12 protein-coding genes are annotated in these 14,816 nt (G+C 43.5%); 6 read left to right on the forward strand and 6 right to left on the reverse strand.

The window, feature by feature from the left end:
- Positions 1-155: 155 nt before the first annotated feature.
- The 4 genes from E0H81_RS07735 to E0H81_RS07750 all read left to right on the forward strand — a co-directional run bounded on the left by E0H81_RS07735 (position 156) and on the right by E0H81_RS07750 (position 4,766).
- Positions 156-929, forward strand: a complete 774-nt coding sequence (locus tag E0H81_RS07735) for an enoyl-CoA hydratase (protein WP_131317923.1) — start codon at positions 156-158, stop codon at positions 927-929.
- 34 nt (positions 930-963) lie between these two features.
- Positions 964-2,481 carry a 3-hydroxyacyl-CoA dehydrogenase gene (locus E0H81_RS07740; protein WP_131317925.1) on the forward strand — a complete coding sequence of 506 codons (1,518 nt, stop codon included), beginning with the start codon at positions 964-966 and terminating at the stop codon, positions 2,479-2,481.
- Between the two features lie 34 nt (positions 2,482-2,515).
- Positions 2,516-3,721, forward strand: coding sequence for a 3-oxoadipyl-CoA thiolase (locus E0H81_RS07745; protein WP_131317927.1), 1,206 nt, complete (start codon positions 2,516-2,518; stop codon positions 3,719-3,721).
- Between the two features lie 205 nt (positions 3,722-3,926).
- Positions 3,927-4,766 carry an IclR family transcriptional regulator gene (locus E0H81_RS07750; RefSeq protein WP_131317929.1) on the forward strand — a complete coding sequence of 280 codons (840 nt, stop codon included), beginning with the start codon at positions 3,927-3,929 and terminating at the stop codon, positions 4,764-4,766.
- 63 nt (positions 4,767-4,829) lie between these two features.
- Here E0H81_RS07750 and E0H81_RS07755 read toward each other — a convergent pair whose 3' ends face one another.
- Complete coding sequence (locus E0H81_RS07755) at positions 4,830-6,632, reverse strand: acyl-CoA dehydrogenase C-terminal domain-containing protein (RefSeq protein ID WP_131317932.1); 1,803 nt, start codon at positions 6,630-6,632, stop codon at positions 4,830-4,832.
- A 456-nt stretch (positions 6,633-7,088) separates the two neighbouring features.
- Between E0H81_RS07755 and E0H81_RS07760 the strand changes: the two genes are divergently transcribed.
- A complete protein-coding gene (locus tag E0H81_RS07760; protein ID WP_131317934.1) occupies positions 7,089-7,523 on the forward strand; it encodes a PaaI family thioesterase in 435 nt (144 codons plus the stop codon).
- 84 nt (positions 7,524-7,607) lie between these two features.
- Here the strand turns inward: E0H81_RS07760 and E0H81_RS07765 are convergent, their stop codons facing one another.
- The 5 genes from E0H81_RS07765 to E0H81_RS07785 form a co-directional block, all read right to left on the reverse strand.
- Positions 7,608-8,453, reverse strand: coding sequence for an IclR family transcriptional regulator (locus E0H81_RS07765; protein ID WP_131317936.1), 846 nt, complete (start codon positions 8,451-8,453; stop codon positions 7,608-7,610).
- Positions 8,454-8,583: 130 nt separating this feature from the next.
- The gene (locus E0H81_RS07770; RefSeq protein WP_131317938.1) at positions 8,584-9,801 is read right to left on the reverse strand and encodes a CaiB/BaiF CoA transferase family protein; all 1,218 of its coding nucleotides are present in this window, start codon (positions 9,799-9,801) and stop codon (positions 8,584-8,586) included.
- Between the two features lie 12 nt (positions 9,802-9,813).
- Complete coding sequence (locus E0H81_RS07775) at positions 9,814-11,016, reverse strand: 3-oxoadipyl-CoA thiolase (protein ID WP_131317940.1); 1,203 nt, start codon at positions 11,014-11,016, stop codon at positions 9,814-9,816.
- Positions 11,017-11,037: 21 nt separating this feature from the next.
- Entirely contained in the window at positions 11,038-12,555 is a 1,518-nt protein-coding gene (locus E0H81_RS07780; protein ID WP_131317941.1) for a 3-hydroxyacyl-CoA dehydrogenase, read from the reverse strand.
- Between the two features lie 3 nt (positions 12,556-12,558).
- Positions 12,559-13,347: an enoyl-CoA hydratase gene (locus E0H81_RS07785; protein ID WP_378235349.1), complete on the reverse strand. Its 789-nt coding sequence runs from the start codon at positions 13,345-13,347 to the stop codon at positions 12,559-12,561.
- A gap of 301 nt (positions 13,348-13,648) precedes the next feature.
- Between E0H81_RS07785 and E0H81_RS07790 the strand changes: the two genes are divergently transcribed.
- Positions 13,649-14,803, forward strand: coding sequence for an acyl-CoA dehydrogenase family protein (locus E0H81_RS07790; RefSeq protein WP_131266195.1), 1,155 nt, complete (start codon positions 13,649-13,651; stop codon positions 14,801-14,803).
- Positions 14,804-14,816: the final 13 nt, after the last annotated feature.

The raw sequence follows: 14,816 nt of genomic DNA on the forward strand, positions 1-14,816 counted from the left end.
TTTCGCAATACGAAATAAATAACCACAAAAAACCAAAAACAGCAAGAGTAAATACAAAATAAATATTTTTTGCACAAAAAATATTGAGTTTAGGTAGAAATAGGATTAATTTAAATGAAAATAAAATTTCGCATTACGAAATTAATGGAGTAATAATGAAACAGACAGTGACAATGGAGTGTGTCGAAGATCATATTGCGATCGTTAAAATTGACCGTCCTGAAGCGAAAAATGCGCTTAATACAGAAGTCCGCAAGCATCTTGCACAAATCTTCTCTGAACTGGCTTTAAATGATGACATCCGTGTCGTGATTCTGACCGGTGGTGAGTCGGTGTTTGCTGCCGGTGCAGATTTAAAAGAATTATCTTCAGCGCAGACAGCAGAAATGTATTTGCGTCATACCGAACGTTACTGGCAGGCCATTGCGAATTATCCAAAACCGGTGATTGCTGCGGTAAATGGTTATGCCCTGGGCGGCGGCTGTGAGCTGGCCATGCATGCCGACATTATTATTGCCGGTGAATCTGCACAGTTTGGCCAGCCTGAAGTCAAAGTAGGTGTCATGCCGGGTGCTGGCGGTACACAACGCCTATTCCGTGCGGTTGGAAAATTTCACGCCATGCGCATGATTCTGACCGGTTGCCTGGTTTCGGCACAAGAAGCCTATCAAATTGGTTTGGCTTCACAAGTGGTGCCAGATAGCGAAACCATCAGCACGGCCATCAAAATGGCAAAAACCATTGCGCGTTTACCGCCTATTGCGCTTGAGCAAATTAAGGAAGTGGCATTGATGTCTGAAGATGTGCCATTAAATGCCGGTTTAAGCCTGGAACGAAAATCCTTCCAGTTGCTGTTCGATACCCAAGATCAAAAAGAAGGTATGCAAGCGTTTATTGAAAAACGTCATCCGCACTATCAAGGTAAATAAACAAGGCAAATAAATTATTTAGGGAAAAGTTTTTATGTCTACTCAAATTGCCACGATTGGCATTATCGGTTCAGGGGTTATGGGTACAGGAATTACCCAAATTGCCCTGCAATCGAATCATCAAGTCTATTTATATGATGCCAAAGACGGCGCTGCTCAAATAGCAGCCGAAAAATTACAGGCGACTTTAAATAAACTGGTGGAAAAGAATAAAATTACTGCGGAATCTGCTCAGCAAGCGTTTGCCAATTTAGTAATTGCCGCACGTTTAGATGAACTTAAAAATTGTGACCTTGTTATTGAAGCGATTGTTGAAAATCTTTCAGTCAAGCAGGAACTGCTTAAGCAGCTTGAAGCCCTGGTCGCAGAAAATACCATTATTGCTTCAAATACTTCGTCGCTCTCCATTACTGCCATTGCATCGCAGAGCCAGCATCCTGAACGCATTGTCGGTTATCACTTCTTTAATCCTGTGCCTTTAATGAAGGTGGTAGAAGTGATTCCCGGAATTCGTACTCAACCGGAGATTGTCAGTCGCTTAGTCGATCTATCTTATAAAATGGGCCATCGACCTGTCGTTGCAAAAGACACCCCGGGATTTATTATCAATCATGCAGGTCGTGCTTACGGTACAGAATCTTTAAAAATTCTAAATGAAAATGTCGCCAGCATTCATGAGATTGATCGTATTTTAAAACAAAATTTAGGTTTTAAAATGGGACCTTTTGAGCTGCTGGATTTAACCGGCCTAGATGTGTCGCATCCAGTGATGGAGTCGGTTTATGAGCAATATTATCAGGAACCGCGCTACCGTCCCAATGTACTGACCAAACAAATGCTGACGGCCAAACAGCTGGGGCGTAAAACGGGTCAGGGTTTTTACCGTTATGAAGCGGGACAGAAACTGGATGAACAGCCGGCAATTCGAGTTGAAAAATTGGCTGAATATCCTGCCGTCTGGATTGCGGCAGATTTCGAAGCAGACCATCAGATATTAACCGACTATCTAAATATCCATAAAATTGCAATTGATACGCAAGATCATCCGGCTGCAGACAGTCTGATTTTGGTCGCAAGTTATGGTGAAGATACCAGCTCAAGCATCCAGCGCTTAAATCTCGATCCGACTCGCACAGTCGCCATCGACTTGATCAATGGCTTAAATACACATCGCACCTTAATGCCAAGCCTGATTACCCAAAACCAATTCATTCAGGCAGCACATTCGATTTTCAATCTGGATGGCAATAGCGTCAGCGTGATTCAGGAAAGTGTCGGTTTTGTCGCACAACGCGTGATTGCAATGGTGATTAATTTAGCCTGTGATATTGCCCAGCAAGGCGTTGCCACAGTAGATGACATTAATGCTGCGGTGCGCTTAGGCCTAGGCTACCCACATGGTCCAATTAGCTGGGGAGATGTGCTCGGCCCTGCAAAAATCCTGCTCATTTTAGAGCGCATGACTCAAATTACCGCAGACCCACGCTATCGCTCAAGTCCCTGGTTACAGCGTCGTGTCAAGCTTAATCAATCTTTAACTTTTACCGCTTAAAACTTTTATATCGAAATTCTTCAAGGAAAGAAAAATGTTAAATGCTTATATTTATGATGGATTACGTACTCCTTTTGGTCGTCATGCAGGCAGCTTGGCGACCATTCGCCCGGACGATTTAGCCGGTTTAGTGATTCGCCGTCTGGTTGAAAAAACCGGCATTCCAGGCGCTGATGTAGAAGATGTGATTTTCGGCAGTACCAATCAGGCCGGTGAAGACAGCCGCAATGTGGCACGTCATGCAGCTCTTTTGGCAGGATTGCCGGTCACTGTTCCTGGTCAAACTGTTAACCGCTTATGTGCTTCAGGCTTGGGCGCTATTATTGATTCTGCTCGCGCCATTACTTGTGGTGAAGGCGATTTGTATATTGCCGGTGGTGTCGAATCAATGACCCGTGCGCCTTTTGTGATGGCAAAAGCTGAATCTGCTTATAGCCGCGAAGCAAAGATTTATGACACTACCATTGGTTCACGCTTCCCTAACCCACAGATTGTCAAGCAATTTGGCGGTCATAGCATGCCAGAAACGGGTGATAACGTTGCGGTAGAATTTGGGATCAGCCGTGAACAGGCAGATGCATTTGCAGCAGCGTCACAAGCCAAATATGAAGCTGCGAAACAGGCCGGTTTCTTTGAAGATGAAATTACCGCAGTTGAAGTTTCTCAAGGACGCAAATTACCGCCAAAATCAGTCGTTGAAGATGAGCACCCGCGCCCGAGTTCAAATTTCGAAGCTTTGCAAAAACTGAAACCGCTCTTTGAAGGTGGCGTGGTGACTGCCGGAAATGCTTCAGGCATTAATGATGGTGCAGCTGCAGTGCTGATTGGTAGTGAAGCGGTACAGCAAAAATATGGCCTAAAGCCAATGGCTAAAATTTTGTCTGCCGCTGCAGCAGGTATTGAGCCGCGAATTATGGGCGCAGGTCCAATTGAAGCCATTAAAAAAGCGGTTGCACGTGCCGGTTTGAGTTTAGATGATCTGGATATTATTGAAATTAATGAAGCTTTTGCATCTCAAGTGCTGTCTTGTTTAAAAGGCTTAGGGATTGAGTCGGATGATCCACGTGTGAATCCAAATGGTGGTGCCATTGCACTCGGTCATCCATTAGGTGCTTCAGGTGCACGTCTTGCATTAACCACTGCACGCCAACTCCAGCGTACAGGCAAAAAATATGCTGTGGTCAGCTTATGCATTGGCGTTGGTCAAGGCTTGGCCATGGTGATTGAAAATGTAGGCTGATGATTGTTTTCAGTAAGCCTTAAAATCTCATTAAGCGGCTGTGGTTATTCAGCCGCTTAATTTTATGTAACATTCATTTCATAAAAGATATTAAAAAATGGGTGATCATTCATCTTAATAAAATTAGATAATCAGACATTTATTTTGTATCGTGAAATTTAGTTGTTATTATATTTTATAGTTATCTATTTGATTGTACCTCAACATGACATTAAAAAATAAATCAGGTGAAAGTTCCAACTTTGATGAAATACGTTTAGACCCCATTTCTCATATTCATCGTGAAAATAATCCGCAGTTTATCGCCTCTATTGCGCGTGGACTGGAAATTCTGCGTTGTTTTTCTTCTTCGAATCAGTTACTCGGTAATCAGGAAATTGCTCAGTTAACCAATTTACCTAAACCGACCGTGGCACGTATTACCAGCACCCTGGTTTCTTTGGGCTATTTAAAGCAATTACCCAACACCACCAAATACTTACTCGATGTTGGTGTATTGGCATTAGGCTATTCAGCACTGTCCAATATATCTGCACGCACTCAGGCACAACCTTTTATGGAGGAAATGTCTAAATATGCACAGGCACCAGTAGCGATGGCGACACGCGACCGATTAAACATGATCTATCTGAATGTAGTACATACAGATTCCACCCTCACCATGCGTCGTCCGATTGGCTCAACTTTGCCTATTCATAGCAGTGCGATGGGCCGGGCATGTTTGGCTGCGATGGTAGAAAAAGAGCGCCATTATTTATTTGATGCAATTAAAAAAAGAAATGAAGACAGCTGGCCAAGTATTAAACGTAATTTAGAACGTGCAGTTCGCGATTATCAAGACTATGGTTATTGTCTGTCTATTGGTGACTGGGCCAAAGATGTCAATTCGGTGGCGGTGCCGCTGATCCATCCACAACATGGCATTTTGGTGTTTAACTGTGGCGCGCCGAGTTATTTGCTGGATCAGGAAAAGCTGGAAAATGAGATTGGTCCGCGCTTAATTCATATGGTCAATAATATTTCCAGTACCTTAAATAACAACTAAAAAATCCCAGATGAAAAAGAAAGCGCCCTTTAGGCGCTTCTTTTATGCAAGTTGAATAACAGATTAATCAAATTTGAAGGCTTCAGGGTCTAAGCTGAATACGACCTCACCACCTTCTAAAATATTAGCCGCATGCGTTTTAGTGCGGTTTAACAATTTACGGTAATAAAATTGTGCAGTCGCCAGTTTTGCTTGATAAAACCCATCTGTTGAGCCTGCTGCAATTTGACTCTGTGCAACTTGGGCCGCTTTAGCCCAGACATAGGCCAGTGTCACATAGCCAGAGAAGTACAGATAATCGACAGAGGCTGCACCTGTTTCGTCAGGGTTGGTTCTAGCTTTTTCTGCAACAAAATCAGTCAAGTTTTTCCATTCTGTCAATAATTCAGACAACTTGTTTAACAAGGGTTGAATACCCGTCTGATTTTGATGTTCTGCGATAAAATGTTCAATCATATCGGTGAAATTATTTAAAAGAACACCCTCTGATTTCAAAACTTTACGGCCGAGCAAGTCAATCGCCTGAATTTCAGTTGTTCCTTCATACAGACAGGCAATACGCATATCACGCGCCAACTGCTCCATGCCATGCTCAGAAATATAGCCATGACCACCAAACACCTGCATACCGTGTTTAGAACATTCCACGCCCATTTCCGTCAAGAAAGCTTTGGCAATTGGGGTTAATAAAGCGAGCAGATCTTCAATTTTTTTCTTTTCAGCAGTATCCTGAGTTACCCCGGCTACATCGACCCAATGCGCAATTAAATAGGTCAGTATACGGCCACCTTCAGCAAAGGCTTTTTGAGTCAGCAACATGCTGCGTACTGCCGGATGGACAATAATCGGATCGGCTGCCTTTTTAGGGAATTGTGCCCCGCCAAGCGCACGTAAAGCCAGGCGATCTTTGGCATAAGCCAGCGCACCTTGATAACTTGCCTCAGAAATGGCTAAACCTTGGGTTGCAGTACTTAAACGCGCTGCGTTCATAAAAGTAAACATACACAGTAAACCTTTATGCTCTGGACCAATCAAATAGCCACGCGCAGCATCAAAATTTAGAACACAGGTCGCGTTACCATGAATGCCCATTTTATGTTCAAGCGAACTGCATACCACGTTATTACGATCGGCTTTATTGCCCTCTGCATCCACATTAAATTTTGGCACAATAAATAGAGAAATACCGCGTGTACCTGCCGGTGCATTTGGCAAGCGAGCCAGTACAATATGTACAATATTTTCTGCCAAGTCATGATCGCCTGCAGAAATAAAGATTTTTTCACCGCTAATCGCATAGCTGCCATCTTCATTCGGTACAGCCTTGGTACGGACTTGACCCAGGTCTGAACCTGCTTGTGCTTCTGTTAAGCACATTGTTCCTGTCCATTGTCCGCTAATTAATTTCGGCAGATAAATTTGTTTTTGTTGCTCTGTACCATGATGATTAATCGTGCGCATAGCGCCATGCGATAAACTTGGATACATGCCCCATGCCCAGTTACACGCCGTGGTCATTTCCTGAATTGCGGTACGCAGTAAGTTCGGTAAACCCTGACCACCAAATTCTTCACGTGCAGTTAAAGATGGGAAACCTAATTCAACATATTTATCATAAGCTGCCTTAAAGCCGTCTGGTGTAGTAACAACCCCATCTTTTAAACTACAGCCTTGACGGTCACCTACTGCATTTAAAGGCAGAATTTCATTTTGGCAAAAATCTGCTGCCACATCTAAATATTGATTAAATAATTCAGCCGACACTTTGTCTTGGTAATATTCAAAACCAGAATAACTTTCTTCAATGTTGAGCACTTCATTTAAGACAAAATTCATATCTCGACGCGGTGCAATATAATCTGGCATTGTTTAATCCTTCCTTTTATATTCCCTGCTAAAATTTTTTAAATATCTGGCAGAGTAGTTCCAATGTTCTTGTGATCTTTAAAATGAATATTTCACATTTATAATGGCGTGATTTTCTCATGCCACAGAAATAATTTCGTATAACGAAATAATATTCCATATATTTACTCTTTTCTACACAAAGCATAGTAATTGGTTTTTTTTGATTAAATTTTGTACATTTTTATCTAAATTGAGTCAATTCATCTTGAGAAATCTGCCATATTTTTCCGTTTAATTAATGATGAATGAAAAGGTATGAATAAAAACCCTTTTTATCTCTCTCATTTTTCTATAAAAAATAGCGAAAAACTTAGCAATGGATTAAATATTTTGCCATACAGAATTTTATTTTATAAATTTCCAAATTATGTTATTTTTCAATAAATCGAAAAAGACAGGACAAGGAATAAAGGAATGCTGACTGACCAATATTCAGGAATTGATGCACTTAATGCACTTAAAAATGGTGAAATTCCCCATGCACCGATGGCCAAGACCATTCCCATGAAACTGGTGGATGTACAGAAAGGTTATGTCGTGTATGAAGTGACACCGGGTGAAGAGCATATTAATTTACAAGGTGGTGTGCATGGTGGATTCTGTGCTACGGTTTTAGACAGCGTAACGGGTGGCGTTGCCCATTCAATGATGGAAAAAGGCAACCGCTTTGCGACTGTAGACTTGAATATAAAAATGATCCGCCCCATGCAAGTCGGAAAAACCTATCGAGGTATTGGACACCTGATTAATGCTGGACGGACCATTGTCAGTACTGAAGGCAAAATTGTGGATGAAAACGATAAAATTTACGCACATGCCACTGCAACACTGATGATTATTCGAAAATAAAACAAAAAAAGAGCAGTACCTTTTTGGATAGATACTGCTCTTTATGTGATTATTTAAGTAATAGGTATAGCGTCTTAATAGCGACTAGCCCACATCTGTACGAATGTTATTCACCATATGCACTAAACGCGGTGCAATTTCATCTTCCAGCTTTTCACGGCTTAAAATAAAGCTTGGCCCACCACAGTTAAATACCAGTAATCCATGTTGATCGTGATAATAAGGCACAGCCACTGAATTCACATCTTTATGCCAGTCACCGACCGAAAAGCAATATCCAAAGTCTTGATAATCCTTAAAGGCTTTGTCTAGTTCCCGATTTATTTTTATCCAGTCTTCTTTGTGTTTGGCACGAATGGCATTGAGTAAAAATTCACGCTCATCTTCCGGCATTGCTGCCAAGCATGCACGGCCCACTGAACTTAAATGAATGGGTAAATAAGTACCAACTTGGCGTCGCATAGTGACATTACCCTTGCCCTGCACGACATCCAAGTAGATCATATTTAAGCGATCACGGGTCGCCATGGCAACGGCTGCACCGGCATAATCTGCTAATTCTTTCATGTACGGATGAGCAATCGAACGGATTGAAAGATTCGACAACATCGAATAACCAAATGAAAGCACGCCAACAGAAAGCTGAAATTTACTTGAATTTGATACCTGTTTTAAATAGCCCAAACGTGACAGTGTATGAGTCAAACGGGTAATGGTCGGTTTCGGTAAACCCGTCATTTGAGAGAGTTCTTGATTACCTAAATGTTGATGTTTTGGGGTAAAACAACGTAACAGTTCCAAACCACGGGCAAGAGCAGTAATGTATTGGCGATCATTTTCATCCTGCATATCCTCAATGGGATCCAGGAGTTCATGTCGTAAAGGAGCTAACAGCTTCTCCGCTTGTTCCGATTCTGTCACTTCAGTCATTTAAATAGCCTAATTTCTTTCATTCTGTTTCGCATTGCGAAAATTATAATATAAATATCCTATTAATAGCAAAGAAGCAACTTATAAAAAGTTGCTTCTTTATTCATCTTAATAAGGCTTTTAAGATGGATTAACCAATAATCCCTTTACTGCGCAGTTCTGCCAATTTTTCAGCATCCGCTACCCGCCCTAAGATTTCATTGGTATGTTCACCCAGCATCGGTGGTGCTTTCTTGTATTCAACAGGCGTACGAGAAAGTTTGATAGGAGAACCAATCACTTTAAGCTTATCTTTTAAAGGATGCTGCATTTCAACCAGCATGTCTCTGGCTTTCACTTGCGGCTCTTCAAAAGCTTGCTCAAGGTTATTGATTAGACCAACCGGTACTTTCACTGCATGAATCGCTTCAACCCAATGTTTTGCATTATCGCTAAGGAAATGCGTAGACAATAACTCGCCAATTTCGCTGCGGTGTTTAATTCGCAAGGCATTGGTAGTAAAACGTGGGTCATCCGGCAATTCCGGCAAGCCAATCGCATTGCTTAATGCCACGAATTGTTTGTCATTACCGCATGCAATAATAAAGTCTTGGTCTGCCGCTTTAAACACTTGGTAAGGCACAATATTGGCATGGGCATTACCATAGCGACCCGGCACTTTACCTGACGCTAAATAATTCATGCCTTGATTGGCCAGTGTTGCCACCTGCACATCAAGCAATGCCATATCGACGTGTTGACCTAAGCCAGTAATGGTACGGTTCAACAACGCCGCTTGAATGGCAATAGTTGAATACAGACCCGTGGTTAAATCGGCAAAGGCCACACCGACTTTTTGTGGGCCACCACCCGGCAAGTCATCTTTTTCACCGGTCACAGACATTAAGCCGCCCATGCCCTGAATAATAAAGTCATAACCCGGTTCAGGCGCACGTGGACCGGTTTGACCAAAACCGGTAATTGAGCAATACACCAGTTTCGGGTTAATGGCATTTAAGCTATCGTAATCCAGTCCGTATTTTTTCAACGAACCGGCTTTATAGTTTTCAATGACCACATCAGAGTCTGCAGCTAAAGCGCGGACCAGTTCCTGACCTTCAGCGGTCGAAATATCAATCGCAACAGAAAGTTTATTTCGGTTGGCAGATTGGTAATAAGCTGCTTCACGTGTGTCCTCGCCTTGATTGTTCTTCATCCACGGTGGACCCCATAAACGAGTGTCATCACCTGTTTTTGGACGTTCAACTTTAATCACTTCTGCGCCTAAATCCGCGAGGATTTGACCACACCAAGGACCTGCAAGTACGCGACTTAAATCCAGTACGCGAATACCCTCTAATGCACCCATGTGTCTTTACCTTTATACGCGTTCAATAACCATTGCGAGACCTTGTCCCACACCAATACACAGACTGATCACAGCATATTTTTTGCCGCTGCGTTGCAATTCACGTGCCGTTGATAATGCCAGACGAGCACCCGATGCACCCAGTGGATGACCGACTGCAATCGCACCACCGTTTGGATTCACCCGCGGATCATCCAGTGCAACCTCTAAACCTCGCAGACACGCCAGCACTTGAGAGGCAAAGGCTTCATTGATCTCGATGATGTCCATGTCTGCCAAAGTCAGGTTAGCACGTTTGAGTGCCAGCTTGATGGCATCGACCGGGCCTGCACCCATAATACGCGGTTCAATCCCGGCTGCACCCGATGCCAGAATCTTGGCGATCGGCTTAAAGCCCAAGGTTTGCTCAGCCTGTTCAGAACCAATCAACAATGCTGCTGCACCATCGTTCACGCCTGAAGCATTACCCGCAGTCACTACACCGTCTGCAAACAATGGTTTCAGTTTTTGTAAAGCTTCCATATTAGACGATGGGCGTGGATGCTCATCCACTGCCACTAATTTAGGTGCTAACTTGCGGCCTTGTGGCACTTCAATCCCGACAATTTCACCTGCAAAGAAACCGGCCTGTTTGGCAGCTTCATATTTGGCTTGCGATGCTGCCGCAAACGTATCTGCATCTTCACGCGTGATGCCATATTCAACCGCAACGTTGTCGCCGGTTTTTGGCATGGTGTCATCACCAAACTGCTTTTCAATCGCAGGGTTCGGGAAACGTGCACCAATGGCTGAATCAAAGACTTTAAAATCGCGGCCAAAGGCTTTTTCAGACTTGGCAAAAACAAAGGGTGCACGTGACATCGATTCAACACCACCGGCGATAAAAATCTCGCCTTCGCCACAGCTAATCGCACGTGCTGCATCAATTACAGATGCCAAACCAGAAGCACAGAGACGGTTTACGGTTTGCGCCGGGGTTTTTACATCCAGACCTGCCAGCAATGCAGCATGACGCGCGATATTACGGCTATCTTCACCGGCCTGGTTGGTGTTACCCAAAATCACATCATCATAGATATTGTTGGGTAAATTGTGCTTTTCAAGCAAAGCCTTAATCACATGCGCAGCCAGGTTGTCCGGACGAATCGTGGCAAGCTCACCGGCATGACGACCAAATGCGGTACGTACACCATCATAAATATAGGCATTTAACATAGGAGTTTCCTTCTAATTCGCTTAAACAGCTGCGCTGTGAAGTAAAGATAAATTCAGTTGTGCACGACGTTTCAGCCATGGGCTTGGACGGTAGCGCTGATCACCGGTATTGGCATAGATCCGTTCCAGAATCAGCAAGATGCGCTGTGCACCCAATACATCGCCCCATGAAATTGGACCATGCGGATAACCCAGACCTAGTTTCACCGCTTTATCGATATCAGACGCTGTGGCAATTTGTTGCTGTGCAATGTCACACGCCAAATTCACCACCATCGCCAAGACACGCTGCGCAACGAAACCAACACTTTCTGCAATTACCGTTACGCCCTGTCCATCTTTGGCAAATATCGCATGCGCCTGGTCGATGTAATTTTTCGCAGTCACGATGGATGGCATGAGCGTGCGGTGCTTGGCAAAATCCGTCAGCAGATCAATCGACACGACACGCGCTGCATCGACACCCAAACGTAAAGCGGCAGTGGTACTGTCTTCACCATAAGTGGCAAGAATAATCAGGCTGTCTGCCGCAGGTTGTTCTGCACTGTCCAGCACCAAACCTTGCGCTCGGATGTAATCACGTAAAAGGCTGGCATCTTGCTCACGATCTGCCGCAATCCATACCGCATTAAATTTAGTCACTTCAGGTACAACTTGTGCAGGCGCTTCGTTGGTTTTTTTGCCATCGATATATTTATAGAAGCCTTCACCGACTTTACGGCCAACTTTTTTACCAGCCAGCATTTGACGGGTTAAAGGGTGTGGACGGTAACGGTCTTCCTGATAAAACTGGTTAAAGATCGATTCCATCACCGGATGCGATACATCCAGTGCGGTTAAGTCAAACAATTCCAGCGGACCCATACGGAAACCGGCACTTTCACGCAGAATACGGTCGATGTCGGAAATCGAGGCAACGCCTTCACCCAACGCTTTCAAGGCTTCGGTACCATAGGCACGGCCGGCATGATTGACGATGAATCCCGGGGTGTCTTTGGTGCGTACACCAAAGTGACCCATACGCTGTGCCAATTCAAGCAAGTCTGCAACCACCTGTTCATCAGTGGCCAAACCTGCAATCACTTCCACAATTTTCATCAAAGGGACAGGATTAAAGAAATGGAAACCTGCCATACGCCCTTGATCTTCAAGGTTTGAGGCAATCGCAGTCACTGAAAGTGATGAAGTATTGGTAGCTAAAATTGTGCTAGGCGCAACAATGGCTTCAATTTGTTTAAACAGGCTTTGCTTGATTTCCAGGTTTTCAATGATGGCTTCAACCACCAGATCCACACCCGCGATCTGTTCAATGCTGTCTAAAACTACAAAACGCGCCAGGGTTTCATTCAGCACTTGTTCGGTGAATTTGCCTTTGGCTTGCAGCTTTTCCAATGTTACTTTGAGTTTGGCCAAACCTGCTTCTGCAGCACCTGCCTTGGCATCAAATAAACGAACTTCGACACCGGCTTGCGCAGCAATTTGCGCAATGCCCATGCCCATTACACCGGTACCGATCAACGCCATAGATTGAATGGTCATGTTTTATTCTCCAGTGTACTGTGCAGGACGTTTTTCAAAAAATGCATTCACGCCTTCTTTTTGATCTTTAGTGTCAAATAGAATCTGGAAGGCTTTACGCTCTAAAGTCAGCGCACCTTGTAAAGACAAGTCCTGACCTAAATTGGTCACTTCTTTAATTTGCTGAACCGCAATTGGAGAGAAACTCGCAATGGTTTTTGCAATCTCAAGTGCATGAGTAATAGTGTTTTCGTCTTCAACCACTTCAGAGACCAAGCCCATTTGGCTGGCTTCTTCAGCACTAATAAATTTACCCGACAACACCAGCAGCATGGTTTTGAATTTACCAATGGCACGCAGTAAACGTTGAGTGCCGCCCGCGCCCGGCATCAGGCCGAGTTTAACTTCAGGCTGACCGAATTTTGCCGACTGGCCGGCAATGATGATGTCGGCATGCATTGCCAGTTCACAGCCGCCACCCAAGGCATAGCCATTGACTGCTGCAATAATCGGTTTAGTGCAATCAACCAGGCTTTGCCAGTACTGTTCGGTATGGCGTAAATACATTTGCGCTGTGGTTGCAGTGGTGAAGTCTTTAATGTCAGCACCGGCCGCGAAAACTTTCTCTCCGCCAGTAATCACAATTGCGCGTACCGCGGGATTCTGGTTCAGCGTTTGAAAAGTTTCTGAAAGTGCCTGTCGTAATTCCAGATTTAGTGCATTTCTTGCTTCAGGTCGATGTATTTCTACAAGCGCCACGCCATCTTCTTGAAGGGTAAGTTTTAATATTTGGGTGCTTTCCATAATCTTCACATTTCGCACAGCGGTATATTAATTGTAATATACATAAGTTTGACCCAGTTTTAAATCAAATTTTTTCATATGAAAAATAATTAATAGCGATACTAAAGATACATTTTATTTAAATAACAAAAACTTAAAGTTTTAATTTTAATAAATACTACATACCGCACTGCGAAATATACTTTCGTATATATTGTACAAGTAATCTTTTTTGATTAGTATCCGGATAAATTTAGCTTAGTGACTACATCTTGTTCAATTTTATTGATTGAAAAAAACAAGCTGTTAATCCTAAAAACGGAGTTAGGACATGATTCGCGATCAGGAAACCTTAGACCAATTAGTCGATATGATTCGTCAATTTGTTGAAGGTGTATTAATCCCAAATGAAGAACTCGTTGCTGAAACAGACGAAATTCCTGCAGAAATCGTTCAGCAAATGAAAGAGTTAGGATTGTTTGGTTTAACAATTCCTGAAGAATATGAAGGTCTTGGCCTAACTATGGAAGAAGAGGTTTATATTGCCTTTGAATTAGGCCGTACCTCTCCTGCTTTCCGTTCACTGATTGGTACCAACAACGGGATCGGTGCTTCAGGCCTGATCATTGATGGTACAGAAGAACAAAAACAATATTTCCTGCCACGTTTAGCCAGCGGTGAAATTATTGGTTCCTTCTGCTTAACCGAACCGGATTCTGGTTCTGATGCTGCATCTTTAAAGACAACTGCAGTAAAAGATGGCGATGAATACATCTTGAATGGTACCAAACGCTTTATTACCAATGCGCCTCATGCGGGTGCTTTCACGGTAATGGCACGTACCAATCTTGAATTAAAAGGTTCAGCTGCAATTTCGGCATTTATTGTCGACAGCAAAACACCGGGTATTTCTCTTGGTAAACGTGACAAGAAAATGGGCCAAAAAGGCGCACATACCTGTGACGTGATCTTTGAAAACTGCCGCATTCCAGCATCTGCTTTAATTGGTGGCGTTGAAGGCGTTGGCTTTAAAACTGCAATGAAAGTGCTTGATAAAGGCCGTATTCATATTGCAGCACTCAGCGTTGGCGCAGCAACACGCATGCTCGATGACTCATTGCAATATGCAGTTGAACGTAAGCAGTTTGGCCAAGCCATTGCTAACTTCCAGTTGATTCAAGGCATGTTGGCCGATTCAAAAGCTGAAATTTATGCGGCGAAATGCATGGTGCTTGATGCAGCGCGTTTACGTGATACAGGCAAGAATGTCAGCACTGAAGCGTCTTGCGCAAAAATGTTTGCAACAGAAATGTGTGGCCGTGTAGCCGATCGTGGTGTGCAAATCCATGGTGGCGCAGGTTACATCAGCGAATATGCGATTGAACGTTTCTACCGTGATGTTCGTTTATTCCGTTTGTACGAAGGTACAACTCAAATTCAACAAGTGATTATTGCGCGTAACATGATTAAAGAAGCTACGCGTTAACAGTTTGGCTGGG

Origin of the sequence: Acinetobacter terrestris (genome assembly GCF_004331155.1) — a bacterium.
In the GTDB taxonomy this organism is placed as follows: Bacteria; Pseudomonadota; Gammaproteobacteria; order Pseudomonadales; family Moraxellaceae; genus Acinetobacter; species Acinetobacter terrestris.

Bases quoted from the DNA above. Each gene is read 5' to 3' on its own strand.
- E0H81_RS07750 (WP_131317929.1), top strand. From the start codon at position 3,927: ATGACATTAAAAAATAAATCAGGTGAAAGTTCCAACTTTGATGAAATA.
- E0H81_RS07790 (WP_131266195.1), top strand. From the start codon at position 13,649: ATGATTCGCGATCAGGAAACCTTAGACCAATTAGTCGATATGATTCGT.
- E0H81_RS07745 (WP_131317927.1), top strand. From the start codon at position 2,516: ATGTTAAATGCTTATATTTATGATGGATTACGTACTCCTTTTGGTCGT.
- E0H81_RS07765 (WP_131317936.1), bottom strand. From the start codon at position 8,453: ATGACTGAAGTGACAGAATCGGAACAAGCGGAGAAGCTGTTAGCTCCT.
- E0H81_RS07775 (WP_131317940.1), bottom strand. From the start codon at position 11,016: ATGTTAAATGCCTATATTTATGATGGTGTACGTACCGCATTTGGTCGT.
- E0H81_RS07735 (WP_131317923.1), top strand. From the start codon at position 156: ATGAAACAGACAGTGACAATGGAGTGTGTCGAAGATCATATTGCGATC.
- E0H81_RS07770 (WP_131317938.1), bottom strand. From the start codon at position 9,801: ATGGGTGCATTAGAGGGTATTCGCGTACTGGATTTAAGTCGCGTACTT.
- E0H81_RS07780 (WP_131317941.1), bottom strand. From the start codon at position 12,555: ATGACCATTCAATCTATGGCGTTGATCGGTACCGGTGTAATGGGCATG.
- E0H81_RS07740 (WP_131317925.1), top strand. From the start codon at position 964: ATGTCTACTCAAATTGCCACGATTGGCATTATCGGTTCAGGGGTTATG.
- E0H81_RS07755 (WP_131317932.1), bottom strand. From the start codon at position 6,632: ATGCCAGATTATATTGCACCGCGTCGAGATATGAATTTTGTCTTAAAT.
- E0H81_RS07760 (WP_131317934.1), top strand. From the start codon at position 7,089: ATGCTGACTGACCAATATTCAGGAATTGATGCACTTAATGCACTTAAA.